Source organism: Exiguobacterium sp. FD-YE-25-4, assembly GCF_057004685.1.
Genome location: NZ_CM168041.1, coordinates 2,606,064 through 2,621,598, shown reverse-complemented (window position 1 = coordinate 2,621,598; position 15,535 = coordinate 2,606,064). Strand labels below are relative to the sequence as shown.

Annotated in this window: 17 protein-coding genes; 12 read left to right on the top strand and 5 right to left on the bottom strand. The window is 54.0% G+C overall.

Annotated features, from left to right (window positions below):
• The first annotated feature begins 45 nt into the window (after nt 1–45).
• On the top strand, nt 46–579 hold the full coding sequence (locus AC13H5_RS13405) for a TVP38/TMEM64 family protein (RefSeq protein WP_483546010.1): 534 nt from the start codon (nt 46–48) through the stop codon (nt 577–579).
• On the opposite strand, the gene cls is transcribed toward AC13H5_RS13405, so the two are convergent.
• Nucleotides 555–2,084 (bottom strand): cardiolipin synthase, encoded by a 1,530-nt coding sequence (cls, locus tag AC13H5_RS13400; RefSeq protein ID WP_483546009.1) that lies wholly within the window; start codon nt 2,082–2,084, stop codon nt 555–557. The two genes, AC13H5_RS13405 and cls, sit on opposite strands and share 25 nt — an antisense overlap.
• A 130-nt stretch (nt 2,085–2,214) precedes the next feature.
• Here cls and AC13H5_RS13395 point away from each other — a divergent pair, with 130 nt between their 5' ends.
• Complete coding sequence (locus AC13H5_RS13395; protein WP_214753641.1) at nt 2,215–2,361, top strand: hypothetical protein; 147 nt, start codon at nt 2,215–2,217, stop codon at nt 2,359–2,361.
• 39 nt (nt 2,362–2,400) lie between these two features.
• On the opposite strand, the gene AC13H5_RS13390 is transcribed toward AC13H5_RS13395, so the two are convergent.
• A complete protein-coding gene (locus AC13H5_RS13390) occupies nt 2,401–3,321 on the bottom strand; it encodes an EAL domain-containing protein (protein ID WP_251131287.1) in 921 nt (306 codons plus the stop codon).
• Nucleotides 3,322–3,526: 205 nt separating this feature from the next.
• On the opposite strand from AC13H5_RS13390, the gene speE reads away from it, so the two are divergent.
• From speE to AC13H5_RS13370, 4 genes are all read left to right on the top strand, one after another.
• Nucleotides 3,527–4,366 (top strand): polyamine aminopropyltransferase, encoded by an 840-nt coding sequence (gene speE, locus AC13H5_RS13385; RefSeq protein ID WP_138858739.1) that lies wholly within the window; start codon nt 3,527–3,529, stop codon nt 4,364–4,366.
• Nucleotides 4,363–5,244 carry an agmatinase gene (gene speB, locus AC13H5_RS13380; protein ID WP_483546008.1) on the top strand — a complete coding sequence of 294 codons (882 nt, stop codon included), beginning with the start codon at nt 4,363–4,365 and terminating at the stop codon, nt 5,242–5,244. The genes speE and speB overlap by 4 nt, the downstream gene beginning before the upstream one ends.
• A gap of 2 nt (nt 5,245–5,246) precedes the next feature.
• Complete coding sequence (locus AC13H5_RS13375) at nt 5,247–5,615, top strand: Na-translocating system protein MpsC family protein (protein ID WP_034779329.1); 369 nt, start codon at nt 5,247–5,249, stop codon at nt 5,613–5,615.
• 193 nt (nt 5,616–5,808) lie between these two features.
• Nucleotides 5,809–6,759, top strand: a complete 951-nt coding sequence (locus tag AC13H5_RS13370; protein ID WP_483546007.1) for a sodium-dependent bicarbonate transport family permease — start codon at nt 5,809–5,811, stop codon at nt 6,757–6,759.
• Nucleotides 6,760–6,795: 36 nt separating this feature from the next.
• Here the strand turns inward: AC13H5_RS13370 and AC13H5_RS13365 are convergent, their stop codons facing one another.
• Nucleotides 6,796–7,548 carry a homing endonuclease associated repeat-containing protein gene (locus AC13H5_RS13365; RefSeq protein WP_034779320.1) on the bottom strand — a complete coding sequence of 251 codons (753 nt, stop codon included), beginning with the start codon at nt 7,546–7,548 and terminating at the stop codon, nt 6,796–6,798.
• A gap of 418 nt (nt 7,549–7,966) precedes the next feature.
• Here AC13H5_RS13365 and AC13H5_RS13360 point away from each other — a divergent pair, with 418 nt between their 5' ends.
• The 6 genes from AC13H5_RS13360 to AC13H5_RS13335 are packed head-to-tail and all read left to right on the top strand — an operon-like array spanning nt 7,967 to nt 14,214.
• Complete coding sequence (locus AC13H5_RS13360; protein WP_483546006.1) at nt 7,967–9,886, top strand: polysaccharide biosynthesis protein; 1,920 nt, start codon at nt 7,967–7,969, stop codon at nt 9,884–9,886.
• 27 nt (nt 9,887–9,913) lie between these two features.
• On the top strand, nt 9,914–10,768 hold the full coding sequence (locus tag AC13H5_RS13355) for an NAD-dependent epimerase/dehydratase family protein (protein ID WP_138858742.1): 855 nt from the start codon (nt 9,914–9,916) through the stop codon (nt 10,766–10,768).
• Nucleotides 10,765–11,907, top strand: a complete 1,143-nt coding sequence (locus AC13H5_RS13350; protein WP_214711082.1) for a DegT/DnrJ/EryC1/StrS family aminotransferase — start codon at nt 10,765–10,767, stop codon at nt 11,905–11,907. The genes AC13H5_RS13355 and AC13H5_RS13350 overlap by 4 nt, the downstream gene beginning before the upstream one ends.
• 12 nt (nt 11,908–11,919) lie before the next feature.
• Nucleotides 11,920–12,504 carry a hypothetical protein gene (locus AC13H5_RS13345; RefSeq protein WP_034779310.1) on the top strand — a complete coding sequence of 195 codons (585 nt, stop codon included), beginning with the start codon at nt 11,920–11,922 and terminating at the stop codon, nt 12,502–12,504.
• 19 nt (nt 12,505–12,523) lie between these two features.
• A complete protein-coding gene (locus AC13H5_RS13340; RefSeq protein ID WP_483546005.1) occupies nt 12,524–13,525 on the top strand; it encodes a polysaccharide deacetylase family protein in 1,002 nt (333 codons plus the stop codon).
• 35 nt (nt 13,526–13,560) lie between these two features.
• Entirely contained in the window at nt 13,561–14,214 is a 654-nt protein-coding gene (locus tag AC13H5_RS13335; RefSeq protein ID WP_483546004.1) for a hypothetical protein, read from the top strand.
• A 26-nt stretch (nt 14,215–14,240) separates the two neighbouring features.
• Here the strand turns inward: AC13H5_RS13335 and AC13H5_RS13330 are convergent, their stop codons facing one another.
• A complete protein-coding gene (locus tag AC13H5_RS13330; protein ID WP_483546003.1) occupies nt 14,241–15,005 on the bottom strand; it encodes a MerR family transcriptional regulator in 765 nt (254 codons plus the stop codon).
• A 47-nt stretch (nt 15,006–15,052) separates the two neighbouring features.
• The gene (locus AC13H5_RS13325) at nt 15,053–15,517 is read right to left on the bottom strand and encodes a GNAT family N-acetyltransferase (RefSeq protein ID WP_214753658.1); all 465 of its coding nucleotides are present in this window, start codon (nt 15,515–15,517) and stop codon (nt 15,053–15,055) included.
• Between the last annotated feature and the right edge of the window lie 18 nt (nt 15,518–15,535).

The following is a 15,535-nucleotide window of genomic DNA, read 5'->3' as shown; positions in this document are numbered from 1 at the left end:
CCGTCGTTGACGGGCCAGCCTTTTCACATGAAGTGAGGTTTTTATATGGAATGGGCAGCTTTGCCGATCCCGTTGTTTGTCGTGATCAGTATCTTGTTGAATACACTCATCGCCGTCGCCGGTATATTACCGAGCGCATTTTTGACGGCGTTGAACGTGCAACTGCTAGGATTTGGACCGGGCGTCACCGTCTCCATCATCGGCGAGGCCGTGGGTGCTGTGCTCAGTTTTATTCTCTATCGCAAAGCGCTCCACCGGTTCACCTCACCGGATGGGGGGCGTTTGAAACGGCTCCGCGAAGCGGATGGCGTTGAGGCATGGTTTCTCGTGCTCGGGCTGAGGCTGATGCCGTTCGTACCGTCCGGACTCGTCACACTGTCGGCCGCGTTCAGCCGAATGTCGCTCCCGTCGTTCGCCGTAGCGAGCACGATTGGGAAAGTGCCGGCATTGTTGATCGAGGCGCTCGCGGTCGCGGCGGTCTTACACGTGGCCGCGGGTTGGCAACTCGGTCTCATCGCGTTGCTCATCGTCCTGTATGCGGTTTGGCGCTTGTCTCAAAGGAGTGGCGAGAAGATATGACAGAACGCTTCGATGAAACGTTTGCCGCTCGATTTCTTGCGAAGCATTGACCAGTCGATGAGAATCGACTCATCAAAGTCTTTCAAGAACGCTTCTTGCAGCTGTTGGATGGATGACGTCTCATACTGGGCGATTGTCATCTCATGGTTCAAATACATGCTCCTAAAATCAAAGTTAGCCGTCCCGACGAGTGCAATCTTGCCATCGATGAGGACGGTTTTTGCATGGATGAAATGGCGATTGTATTTATAAATCCGAATGTTCCGTTTGAGCAGTTGTTCGAAATAATATTCGGTCGCATGGAAGCTGAACCATTCGTCTCCTTTTCCGGGGACGACGATTCGCACATCGATGCCACGCCGGCCGGCGACTTCTAACAGCGCGAGCAATTCGGGAGGCGGAATCAAATATGGTGTCGTGATCCAAATCGACTCCTTCGCCTCCATCAAAAGCGTAATGAGCCCGTCTCGGATTGTGACGTCTTTTCCAGGAGACGTGACGAGTAGCTGTGTCGCCCCGTTGTCCGGTTGCGGGTCGTCGATGAAGTATTCTGGCAAATGTTTGCTGTCGGCGAACAAGTCCCAGCGTTCTGTATCGTCTTCATGACCGGCATACAGCCAATTCTCGACGAACAAACGCTGGAGTTCCCGGACGAGCGGTCCTTCGAGGCGCAGATGGGTATCACGCCAAAATCCAAGTTTTTTATGTTTCCCGAGATATTCATCCCCGACGTTCAGTCCGCCGGTGTAAGCGATTCGCCCATCGATGACAATCAACTTTTGATGGTTGCGGAAGTTGGCGTTAAAGACGAGGAGCGGGTGGACGACCGGGTCGAACGCTTCGACGTGGACACGGGACTCGCGGAGCGGTTCGAGAAACGCTTCGCTAATCTCTTGACTGCCGAGGCCGTCATACAAAAAGCGGACGGTGACATTCTCGTTGGATCGTTTAATGAGAGCGTCACGAATCTTGAGCGAGATTTCATCGGTCCGGAATAGATAATACTGGACGTGGATATGATGGGTCGCTTGCTCGATATCTTTAATCACCGCATCGAATTTTTCCTCGCCGTTGACGAGCAGTTTCGTCGACGTGTGACCATCCGCACCGGTCGCGCCGAGCTTCTCGAGTGTGCGCGTGAGAGGAAAGCAATCCGACACGTCGTTTGCCGTCTCGATCCGTTCGGCCTCGATTGCTTGCCGGAACATCCGAATTTCGGTCGAGGTCCGTTTGATGCGTCGGTGTCGTCGAGGTGTTCGGCCGAACAGTACCCAGGCGAGGGCACCGAGGAACGGAATGAACAAGACGGCGAGCAGCCAGGCGAGCTTGGCCTGCGGTTGGACATGGTCAAATAAGATATGCCAGCCGACGATGAGTGGAATGAGAATGGCGGCCCCAATTAGGAACGGGATGAGCCCATCGATCGAGTAAAGCAAACCAAGAAGGAAGATGCCGAGTACAATCATGATGAGGAGTTGCCAGACGCGTCGTTTCAACAAGTACACCTTCTTTCTGTTCAGTTGTCATCACTAGATTCATTCCACCGTTTACACGTTCTTAACCTAAAAAAACGTTTCAGCATGAAGCGCGAGGGAATTAACCGTACTGTACGACACAACGTAAAAAGGGGTGTTCATGATGAAAAAGAAAGGTGCATTGGCCGCGTCGCTGTTGGCGACGGGCATCATCCTCGGGGCTTGCGGGGGAGCAGAGGAAGAACCGATGAACAATGAAGATACAGAGATGCAAGAAGACATGGACGAAGAGGAAGACGAGGATTAAAAAAACGGCCTAGAGCGGGTGCTCTAGGCCTTCATTGCGTCAAAGCGCATAAGGAGACGGTTTACCGAAATAATAGCCTTGGGCGAGGTCGAACCCGAGTTCGCGACAGACGTCGACTTCTTCGGGGCGTTCGATGCCCTCGGCGAGGATGGTGATGCCCATTGAGCGCGTCAATTGACGTACGTTTTTCAAGAACGCTCGTTTCTCGGCGTCTTGGTCGCAGAAGGAGATGTACGACCGGTCGATTTTGACATAGTCGGGCTCAAGTCGCTTCAACATATCGAGCGTCGAGAAGCCAGCGCCGACATCATCGAGGGCGACTTTCATACCACGCTTCTTATATGTAGAGAACACATGTTGCAAATGGGCGACATCTTGGACTTTCTCCGTCTCAACGACCTCGAAGATGAAACGATCGGGACTGAGTCCGTACCGGTCGATAATCTCGAACGTGTGTTGGAGACAATAGTCTGGGTTATAAATCGTCGAGGGCAAGAAGTTGATGAACGTCTTCTCGTGCGGCTCGACGGCGTGATACGTCGCTTTGATCGCTTCGGCGCGAGCACGTTGATCTAGCTTCGAGTGAAGCCCGAATCGGTTCGCGGCCCGGAACAGTTCGCCCGGTGAGACGTTGTTCTGGCTTCTGAGAAGAGCCTCGTAGCCGAACCGTTCTCCGGTGTCGAGATGGATGATCGGTTGCAAGTGGCTCTCGAAGTCACCGTGTTGAATCAATTCGATCGTGTCGCGGTTGGCGATTTGTTCGAGCAGGTCGCTCGCCGAGACGACGGCAGTCTGGCGTTTTGTGCCCGGGTCGACACAGTATACGTCTTCCTCGACGGCGGCGAGGTGTTCCGTCAATTCGTCAAACGAGTCGTACGGGTGGGGCTTGTCATTGACGACGACGAGGCCCCGTTCAAAAAATGGGATGGTCGTGGAGCAGGCGGTACAAGGAGACCACATAGGATCCCTCCTTTCAAATAATCGAAATACTCTCTAATCAGTTTATCGGACAAAACTCACCTAAAACTCACACATCGAGGTAAATAAATAAAAAAATCGTGCAAAATGGGTACAGTTTTTGTATACTTCCTATCGTATGAATAAGAAGCGCCTCAAAACGCCACTCGCATACGAACAACTTTTTGAACAGAAAGGGGTTCTATCGATGGACCAAAAATTAAAATTATGGTTTACGGAGCACCAAACAGAAGATTACGGAATCACGTTCCGTGTAAACCACGTTTATGAGAGCGAACAAACGGAGTTTCAACGACTAGAAATGGTCGAAACGGACGAGTTCGGAACAATGTTGTTGCTTGACGGAATGGTCATGACGACGGATAAGGACGAATTCGTCTATCACGAAATGGTGGCTCACGTTCCACTCTTCACACACCCGAATCCGAAGCATGTGCTCGTTGTCGGTGGCGGAGACGGCGGCGTCATCCGTGAGATTATGAAACACCCATCAGTCGAAAAAGCAGTTCTCGTCGACATCGACGGGAAAGTCATTGAATATTCGAAGAAATACTTACCAAATATCGCAGGCGAACTCGACAACCCGCGTGTTGAAGTCATCGTCGGTGACGGCTTCATGCATATCGCCGAATCAGAGAACGAGTATGACGTCATCATGGTCGACTCGACAGAACCGGTCGGCCCAGCGGCCAACTTGTTCACAAAAGGATTCTACGCCGGCATCTCGAGAGCGCTCAAAGACGACGGCATTTTCGTCGCGCAGACGGACAACCCATGGTTCACGCCAGAGCTCATCCAAACGGTTCAACGTGACGTGAAAGAGATTTTCCCAATCACGAAGCTCTACACGGCCAACGTACCGACGTATCCGAGCGGCATGTGGACGTTCACGATCGGCTCGAAACAGTACGACCCAGAACAAGTGCCGGCCGAGCGTTTCCATGACATCGAGACGAAGTACTACACGCCGAAGCTTCACAATGCGGCCTTCGTCCTTCCGAAATTTGTGGAGGACTTGACGAAATGATTAAACGTTTCGATGAAGCCTACTCAGGCAAAGTGTTTATCGCGAGCTTGCCGGAAGTGACGGACGCGAAGACGGTCCTTTACGGTATGCCGATGGACTGGACGGTCAGTTTCCGTCCAGGCTCACGCTTCGGTCCGAACCGAATCCGTGAAGTCTCGATCGGACTCGAAGAATATAGCCCTTATCTTGATAGTGATTTGACGGAAGCAGCCGTCTATGACGCCGGTGATATCCCGCTCCCGTTCGGGAATGCCCAGAAGTCACTCGACATGATCGAATCGTTCGTCAAAGACATCATCAAAGAAGGCAAGTTCCCACTCGGTATGGGGGGAGAACACCTCGTCACATGGCCGGTCATCAAGGCGATGCATGATGCGTACGGGGATGATTTCGTCATCTTGCACCTCGATGCGCACACGGACCTCCGTGACGACTATGAAGGTGAGCCGCTCTCGCACTCGACACCGCTCAAAAAAGCGGCCGAACTCATCGGACCGTCGAACTGCTACTCGTTCGGAATTCGTTCTGGGATGAAAGAAGAGTTCGACTGGGTCAAAGAAGTCGGCTATAACATGTATAAATATGAAGTGATTGAGCCGCTCAAACGCGTGTTGCCGACGCTTGTCGGGAAGAAAGTGTACGTCACGATCGACATCGACGTCCTCGACCCATCGGCGGCCCCGGGAACGGGTACGCAAGAAATCGGCGGCATCACGACGAAAGAGTTGCTCGAAGCAGTGCACGCCATCGCGAACGCCGACATCGACATCATCGGTGCCGATCTCGTCGAAGTGTCACCAGCATATGACCAATCGGACATGACGGCCATCGCCGCCGCGAAGATCCTTCGCGAGATGATGATCGGATTCGTGAAGTAACGATGCCGAAAAAAGGTCAGCTCGAAATGGAACTGAGTGCTCGCATCACCCAATGGGAGAAAGAGTATCTCGGGCGCGGCTCATTGACGTGTAAAGCAGACCTGCTCCGCGACTTGGCCATCGTGACGCTTCAGGGCGTCTTGACCCCGGCCGAGTACGAACTGGCCGCCAAGTCGGCCGGTCGTGAGCAATTGAAGAAATATCGCAATAACCTCGTCGAATCAGGGCGGGCCCAACTCGAGGCGATTTTACATGACGTGCTCGGTCGGCGTCTCGTCTCGCTTCACACGGATATCAGCACGAAGACAGGGGAACGCCTCATCGTCTTTCGACTTGATGCACCGTGGGATGGCGGGATTGACAAGCCGTGACGACATTTTTACACTAGAAGCAGAGACGGTTCAGGATTGGGAAGTGTCCGTGCGACATTCCCGTCGTCCTGTCCCGGAGCTGACGAACTAAATACCCGACAGTTGTCGGCTAGACGGAGCGAACGTGTTCGAGCCGTCGGCATGCAGCGCACACCTTTCTTTGGTGTGCGCTTTTGTCGTCCAGGAGGAAAAGATGGAACAATTGATGTTTTTATTGACGAGCGCCCCGGTGCTCCTATTCGTGACAGGTGTGATTGCCGCTCTCGGCAAATCGAATTTGAAGATTCCTGAGTCACTCAGCATCACGCTCAACCTATACTTACTGCTTGCCATCGGATTGAAAGGAGGGATGGGGCTCGCCTCGGTATCGATGGACGAGTTGGCGTTCCCGCTCGCCGTCACGCTCGTGCTTGGTCTCGTACTTCCGCTCATCGCGTTCGGCCTTGGAGCGTTCTTGAAGTTCACGTTCCCGGAACGCATTGCCATGGCCGCGACGTTCGGTTCGGTCTCGCTCGTGACGTATGTCGCCGCGACGGCCCAGCTCGAGCGTCTCGGCATCAGTTATGAGCCGTTCATGACAACGCTCGTCGTCGTCCTCGAGATTCCGGGTCTCGTCGTCGCGCTGTTGTTATACAATCAAAGCCGCGTCCTCGGCATCACGGCCGCACCGACCCAATCGCTCACCGTCATCCGTGACAGTCTGCTCTCGAAAAGCATCTTGCTTTTGTTGGCTGGTCTCATCGTCGGGCTGGTCACCCCGGATACGTCGGCATTAACCCCGTTTTTTGTCGATTTGTTCCCAGGCGTGTTGCTGTTGTTCTTGCTCAGCCTCGGCGTAAAGGTCGGTCATCAGCTGAAGACGCTACCGTCGTACGGGATGAAGTTTTTAGTCGTCGGGATGACGTTTCCGCTCGTCGGCGCGGCCATCGGTTTTCTCGCTGCCGGAATGGCTGGACTGTCTGATGGGGGAACGATTCTGCTCATGACGCTCGCGGCGAGCGGGTCGTACATCGCCGCACCGGCCATGCTCCAAGCATCGGTCCCGGAGGCGGAGCCGTCGTTTTATTTGACGCTCGCCCTCGCCGTCACGTTCCCGTTCAACTTGCTCATCGGCATCCCGCTATTCATTTCGATCGTCACTTGAACAAAAGCCCTGTCTCACGATGAGACAGGGCTTTTGTTATTGGGTGATCGTCTGTTCTTCCATGCATTTCAATGCGGCCGTCCAACTGCCGAAGAGGGCGTTGATGGTCGACGTGCTCGGCACGTTGCGTCCCTCGGCCCATTTCCGGTAATGGAGAATGCTGAAGTGTGACAATTCATGTTTCGCGACGCGGAGGGCTTCGATGACATCTTCTTCGTCCCATTTCCGTTTCGGCGGGGCGATGTCGAGGACGAACAAGGCGTAGCTCCAAGATCCATATTTCCGGGCGATCGTCGCGACTGTCGGATAACCGCGTTCTTGGGCCCAGATGGCGTAGTGCTGGGACGTGAGACGTTCGAGTTCTTCGGACGCTTCAATCAAGGCTTGGATGATGCGCTCTTCATTGTTTTTCGCGGCGGTCGTCTGAAGTTTCGCTTCCCGGAGCGCGTTCGACCAAGAACCGAAACGGCTGCTGATCAACGTGAGCGACGGTGAGCGTGTCACTTTCGACCATTCCCGATACGTTTGGCTCGTGAAGAGCGGTAACTCCTCGGCGGCTTGATTCAACGCGCGGAGGATGTCTTCATCCGAGTAGTAATGGAACGACATTTGGATTTGGGCAGCGGCGAGCGCCTCGCGCCAAGACCCGAACTGATGGATGACGGTGGAAAGGGACGGGACATTTTTGGTTTGCGACCATACACTATACCGTTTCGAATCGAGCTCGGCATGTTCTTGAGCAGCTAACTGCAACGCTTGTACGATTTGAGGGCGTGTCCATTTTTTCATCTTGGTGTCTCTCCTTTGGAGGGAGACGCAGCGAGCGTCTCGGAAGGTCTCTTGGTGTGAATGAACAGCATGTATTGGTTGAAGAGTCAACGAGCTAGTCAAAAAGGATGCTTACGATCGATTTCTACCTCCTTATGTGGCGTTTTAGCTAAGTTCAAAATAATGTAAACGATACCCAATTCGGGTTATATGTATTTCCATTTCCCGTTTGTCCGACAATTATTCATTATGTGAATGAAATCATGATAATAATTTCGTGAACTCCTTTTTCGCATCTATGTCGTTAATGAGAAAAAGCTCGTTTTATCTTTAAACTTGTTGAGGATAGTCGGGTAGTTTACTAGCATCGACGCATCTTTTGCGCATTCCAACTTACACCACGAACGAACAACTCAGACTCTTGGAGGTGCGAACTACCATGGCAACACTCGTGAACGTCTATCGGAAGAATCAACGCAATTTGCTCTTTTTATGTCTCGACATCTTGATCGTCTCGTTTGTATTGTACGCGACGTTTGAACTGATGTTCTCCACGATCACGTCGTACGCGGCACTCGAATCGAGCGAGATGTTGATGATGGTCGCCATTAAAATCGTCAGCTTCAGTCTCGTCGGGAGCGTCTTGAAGATTCATCGCATCGACTGGCGCTACGCCTCCATCCATGAGATGAAACAAGTCGCCGTCGCCTTACTGAGCAGTGACTTGGTGTTGTACGCCTACAACCAGTTCCACTTCGGGGCTGGCCTTGGGATGATCATCGCCGTACAAGGTTTGCTTGCATTCAACCTCATCTTGTTCACCCGCTTCTTAGCCCGCAACCATGTGTTTGACGTGTTCAAACCCCATTCGAACCATCCGGGACGAAAAGCACTCATCATCGGAGCCGGGGATTCCGGCCAGTTGATTGTCCGCGAGTTGAAGGAGCATCGGACGACCGTCCTCTGCGTCGTCGGTCTGCTCGACGACAACCCGCAACTGCAGGCACTCTACGTCCACGGCGTCCCGGTCCTCGGGATGACGGACGATTTGGAACGCATCATTCAAGAACATGGCATCGAAGTGGTTATTTTGGCCATTCCAAGCTTGCCTTATACACGGCGTCTCGCCTTGCTGAAACGAATCGAGAAGACAGGAGCCGAATCCCACGCCTTGCCGATGATTTCGGAACTAGCGACCGGAAAAGTCTCCATCAACGAGATTCGCGAAGTGAAAATCGAGGATTTGCTAGGACGTGAGCCGGTTCAATTGGACATATCTGGAATATCTCGCCATGTCGAAGGCGCGACCGTGCTCGTCACTGGCGCCGGCGGCTCCATCGGTTCGGAGTTGTGTCGCCAATTGATCAAATTCGCCCCGGCAGAAATGATTCTCCTCGGTCATGGGGAGAACAGCATTTACTTAATCGAGCGAGAGTTGCGTGGGCTCGGCACGGAGACAATCCTGCACCCGGTCATCGGGGATGTGCAAGACGAAGCTCGGCTCGAAGATGTGTTCCGCACGTACCAGCCGGACATCGTCTATCATGCCGCCGCTCATAAACATGTGCCGCTCATGGAAGACAATCCGCTCGAAGCCGTCAAAAACAATATTTACGGGACAAAACATATGGTCGATGTCGCGGCCCGGCATAACGTGAGCCGCTTCATCATGGTCTCGACCGACAAGGCGGTCAATCCGACGAACGTGATGGGCTCGACAAAACGAATCGCCGAGATGGTCGTCCAAGAGAAAGCCCGAACGAGCGAGACGATCTTCGCAGTCGTACGCTTCGGAAATGTCTTAGGCAGTCGCGGCTCGGTCGTACCGCTCTTTAAAGAACAGATTCTCCGGGGCGGACCGGTCACCGTCACCGACCCTGAGATGACCCGCTACTTCATGACCATCCCGGAAGCGAGCCGGCTCGTCATCCAAGCGAGCGTCTTGTCCAGAGGGGGAGAGATTTTCGTGCTCGACATGGGCGAGCCGGTCAAAATCATCGACTTGGCGAAAAAAATGATTGAGTTGAGTGGTTTTACGACCGAACAGATCGGCATTGAAGTCACCGGTATTCGTCCGGGTGAGAAGTTATATGAAGAATTGCTCGCCGCGAGCGAACTCGGTCCAGAAGCGAACGTCTTCCCCAAAATCTTTGTCGGCCGGACCCGTCCCTTCACGACCGTCGCTTCCGTGCTGCATCTGATTGAGACGTTACGAGACGACCAAGAGGCCCTGACCTACCTGTTGCTCTTTATCGCCAATAGTGACGACCTCGACCGAGACATCGATCGTCTCTTTACACATGGCGTGAAGCGAATGCGTCCTCATATCGCCGGGACACGCCTCGCTGACGGAAATTGAAGGTCATAACGAGTGAAGAGGGGGAGAATGATGGTCGATCAAACAGTTCTTATTGTCGGGGTAGCCAGTTTCCAAGGGTTTCATATCGCACGTCGGCTATTGCAGGAAGGGTTTGATGTCGTCGGGATTGACGATGAAGGGCGGCATAAGACGCGAATCGCCAAACAGCGGCTCTACGTTCTCACCCACCCGCAGTTCCATTTGATCCGTTCAACGCTCGCGAACAAGACAGTCATGCGCAGCGTCTTGAATCGACACGAACCGAGACACATCATCTTATGTTCGACCCGTCGCCATAACGGAAGTGAAGAGCCGCTGGAACGTTACGAGTTGATGAAACGCTACATCGCCATCCAAACGAAACGGGTCCCGGTTGAATCGTTCATCACGTTCGACTTGCCTGTAAAACAGGAAGACGGGGAACGTCCGGTGATCCATCTGTTCACAGAAGACGTCTTCGGACCTTGGGACGATGCCTCGACGCTAGTGTCAAAGGCCATTGTCGCCGTCGACCGCGGTGTCCGACTCTCAGGGTATTACGCGACGGATATCATCAACGTCTCTTATATCGATGATGTCGTCGAATCGGTCGTCCGCTTGCTTCGCTTGATTCAAACCGGGATGTCGCCAGTCGGATATTTCCAAATCCCGGCCTCCGACTACGTGAACGTCCAAACGTTACTGTCCGACATCGGACATATCCTCAACAAATCGGCGAAGACGTCGTTGCCGATGCGCGAGTCGGTACTCCGGCAGTCGGCCGTCCCGACGCTCGACACGCTGATCGGCTTCAGCCCGAGCACATCGCTGTTTGAAGGACTCGAGCAAGTCGTCGATTGGTATATCTCGTATAAAACCATGATGAAGGAGGGCATCAAATGAACATCCTATTATCGAAGCCCCATATGTCGGGCCGTGAGATGGCCTACATCGAAGAGGCGTTCGCGAGCAATTGGATCGCCCCGCTTGGGCCAAACGTCAACGCGTTTGAGGCGGAAGTCGCCGCTTACGCAGACCATCCGTACGCCTTGGCGACAAGCTCAGGGACGGCTGCCCTCCATTTGGCGCTACTTACGCTCGGCGTCGGGACAGGGGACACGGTCTTCTGTCAGTCACTCACGTTCGTCGCATCGGTCAATCCAATCCGTTACGTCGGCGCCATTCCGGTCTTTATCGACTCGGAAACGACGACGTGGAATATGTCGCCAGACGCGCTTCGGAAAGCGCTCGTCCAAGCCGCGACGAAAGGGAAACTTCCGAAAGCGGTCATCGTCGTCCACCTATACGGCGTCGTCGCGAAAATCGGTGAGATTCGCCACATCTGTCGTGAGTTCGGTGTCCCATTGATCGAGGACGCGGCCGAATCACTCGGCTCGACGTGGCACGGGCAAATGACGGGAACCATTGGGGACATCGGGTTTTATTCGTTCAACGGCAATAAAATCATCACGACATCAGGCGGCGGCATGCTCATGGTGCCGAATGAGGAAACGAGACAGTTGGCGCTCAAGTTGGCCACGCAAGCTCGGGAAGACGCACCGCATTATGAGCACGAACAAGTCGGCTATAACTATCGATTGAGCAACGTCTCGGCCGGGATCGGTCGGGGACAGCTCGAAGTGATTGAGCAGCGCGTTCAAGCACGACGTCGCGTGTTCGCTCGCTATGAGCATATGTTCCGTCAGCTCGGGACGACGTATCAGCAAGAAGTCCCACACTCACGGGCCAATCGTTGGCTGACCGCCATGCAGTTGGATCAGACAGACTTGCACCGAGACACGGTGATGGAGCGACTCGCCAGTGCCGGCATCGAATCCCGTCCTGTCTGGAAACCGATGCATCTGCAACCGGTGTATCGCGATGCCGAATATGTGACGGTCGATGGAGAAGATGTCAGTCGGCGTCTGTTCGAGAATGGGATTTGCCTTCCATCGGGATCCGACTTGACCCTCGGGGAACAACAGCAAGTCATCCAGACCGTGCTCGATACGCGCTCGATCGTCACGGAACAAAGTGTCTGAGGAGGACGAACGATGAACCGGGAAGCAGAGATCATTCAAGCGCTTCGAGCCGCTGCATCTCTGACTCCGACCCTCACGGTTAAACAATATCAGCTCTGGAGCCGAGACCGGGACGTCCCGACATTTCTCGACGTTCTCAATTTTTACGGGTCATGGACCGGCGCCTTGAAAGCAGCCGGCCTCTTAGAAGCCCGAAAGCACTATACCCAACAAGAACTCGTTGCAGCGCTTCGGCTCGCACTTGAACAGGAAGGGAAGTTGACGAGCACCCATTACCAACAATGGGTCAAAGATCATCCCGGTCCTTCCCTAGGTGATATTATTTCCCATTTCGGGTCTTGGAGTCTGGCCGTGAAAACGGTAGAGCGTCTAGAGGAGCTCCATTTTACCGTCCAGCCAGAACGTGAAAAAGCAGAAATCGTCCAATCGTTGCTAGAAGCAAGTCGGGTCGTCGTGCCATTCAACGCGATCACCTATCAAAAATGGGCGAAACAACATAGACGACCAAGTGTCGCCAAAGTATCCCGTCGATACGGCTCCTGGAAACGGGCGCTCGCCGAACTAGAGCTTCGTGAGTCGTGTGAAGGAAAGAAGTGAAGACAGAGGAGGGGTCTCGATGAACGGAGCGTTTGTCATCTCACTAGATTTTGAATTGAACTGGGGCACGTTTGACGGTACGACGATTGAGGCGTATGGCGAGAATCTACTCGGGGTCCGGCAAGTCGTGCCGAGCTTGCTCGACTTGTTTGCCGCGCACCAGATTCATGCGACTTGGGCGACGGTCGGATTCCTGTTCTATGAGACGAAAGCAGAGCTATTGAAAGACTTGCCGACGATTCAACCGGCGTATCGGCATCCCGAATATTCTTCATACAATTGGATGCAGCACGTCGGGGCGGACGAGGCGGTCGACCCGTATCACTTCGGGAAATCACTCGTCGATCAAATCGCGGCGACGCCTGGTCAAACCATCGGGACGCATACGTATTGTCATCTATCTTGTTTAGAAGAAGGAGTGACCATCGAGGCGTTCAAGGCCGATCTCGAGGCGGCGAAGCGGGTGGCCGCACGTCGCGACTTACCCATTCAGAGCATCGTCTATCCGCGCAATCAATCGAGCCCTGAGCATTTCCAAGCGGCGCAAGAAGTCGGAGTCGATGTCTATCGCGGCAATGAGACCCATTACATTTATCGGGCCGATGCGAGAGGGGATGAGGGCTTAGGACGACGGGCTCTTCGTCTGCTTGATGCCTACGTCAATTTGACGGGGCACCACACGGTCTCGTGGGCAGCCATTCGGCAATCATCTCCTTATAACGTCCCATCGAGCCGATTCCTTCGACCTTACGTGCCGGCGCTTCGCTTCCTCGACCGACTCAAAGTGCGGCGCATCAAACGGAGCATGACGCATGCGGCCAAACGGGGGGAAGTGTTCCATCTTTGGTGGCACCCGCACAACTTCGGCAAACATGTATCCGAAAACATGGCCTTGTTGGGTGAAATCATCGCCCATTATGAAACGTTGCATCAAACGTATCAATTTGAAAGTTTATCGATGGAAGAAGTGGCGGACCGTTGCCGCCCGGCCGTCGTCTCGACGCAGGAGCGACACGGATGAGAGGCGTTCGGAGGAAGAGAAAGGGGAGGGACAAAATGGGCCGACCGATCGTACTACTCATTGGAGAACACCGGACATCTGCCTACGTCTATCATGCGATCCGCAACTTAGGGGTGACCCATGTCATTCAGGAAGATGGACCGAGCGAGCATCGTCCGGAATCCATCAAGCATTGGCTGACGCATGTATACGTCCGGCTGACGTCGCCTGTCATGCGCCTTTCGAGCCGGGCGCGGATTCGAGAACTGAAAGGTCGCTATCCATTGAACGATGAGCCGATTCCGTTCCACCACATTCTACGTGTCACCTCATTGAACGATACGAAGACGACGATGTGGCTCGATCGTCTCGACCCGCAGCTCATCGTCACCCATGAGACGGGGCCGATTGACCCGAGCGTCCTCGCCCGATTCGACTGCCCGGTATTGACGGTCGCACCGATGATGGCAGAAGGACAACTCCAAGCGTACTGGGCGTTCCGAGCCAAACCGGACGTCTGTGAGGCACGAATCGAACAGTGGACCGAGCGGGGCTGGACTGTAGCAGACCGGGCTGTGCTCTACATCGGCGGGACGGATAATTTTGCCACGTATCCGTACTTGCAGCTCACGACGGCGCTCCCGCTCTTGAGACGTCAAATCGAGTTATTGCTAAAGGAAGATGTGTATGACCGTCGAACGGCAAAATAACGGCCAAAGCGCGATGCTTTGGCCGTTTAGCTTTGGGTGATGCAATAGTGTTGGATGGCGTCATTATAATAGATGGCCAATCCTGGCGCGTACTTGTCATAGAACGCGGTGAAACGTTCGTCCATGACGTACATCTGCCCGAGTCCGCTGAACATGTCGAGCGAGCAGTCATAAAACTGGTCATTGATGAACAGGTGGTTCGCCCGGACGGCCGCTTGGACACGCGGGTCTTCGACCGGGACGCCGGCCATGAACAAGTCGACGAGCGGCTTGACGAGATCGACTTGTTGTTGACTGAGCGCTTCCCAGTCCTCTTTCGATCGCTTGTCGGCGCGCGCACGTGACGTCTTGTACGCCTCGCTCTCGCCCCAACGTTCTTCTGTCTCCGCCTCGTGCTTCGCTTCATGGGCTTTCAGTTCGTCAAACGATAATCCCTTGAACAACGATTTGTCTTCCATTGGAATTCCTCCTCTCAGTGAGGTGAGCGTCGATTCCGCCGTCTCGGCGAGTGTCGCAAAATAGGCGGCTTTCGCGCGCAGGGCGGTCACTTGCTCTTCGAGGGCACGGGTCCGATCGAACGGTTCGGCTTCGAGTAAGCCTTGAATCGTCTCGAGCGGGAAGTCGAGCGAACGATACAGCAGAATCGTCTGCAACCGCTCGGCATCATGCGACGAGTAGCGCCGATAGCCGTTGACGTCACGTTCCGGGACGAGCAGACCGACGGCGTCATAATGACGCAACGTCCTTGTGGTCGTGCCAGAGAGTGTCGCGAGTTGTTGAATCGTGTACATGTCCTCACCTCCTTGAAGTCAGCGTACACGTTGACGTCGCGTCAAGGTCAAGCCTCTTTTTCGAACAAAGAGAATCCATCTCGTTCGCCGACATAATTGAAGCCGAAGCGGGGATAATAGGCGTTCAAGAAGTGATTCGTGGCGACGCAGTCGAGGCGAACTCGATCCGACGTCGCTGCAAGCGCATAACGCATCAACTGTTCACCGACTTGTCGGCCTTTCATCCGGTCATCGACGACGAGGCGATGTAAATAGACGGCCGCGTCAGGATCGTCCCACAAGTTTTCGTCCCAAGACGTCGGTGGGATCAAGCTGACCGACCCGGCGATGTCTCCGTTCACTTCGTATACATAGACGGTTCCGTTCGTGACGTCATGGGTCACAAAATCGGTCCGACTCGGCTCTAAATATTTTTGCCATTGCGTTTTTCCAGCGGCCCGAAACGATTGCGCTTTCGTTAAAATGAGTTGATCGATTGCCGAGAGATCGGCCTGTGTGGCCAAACGAATCATGTAAGTCGCCTCACTTTC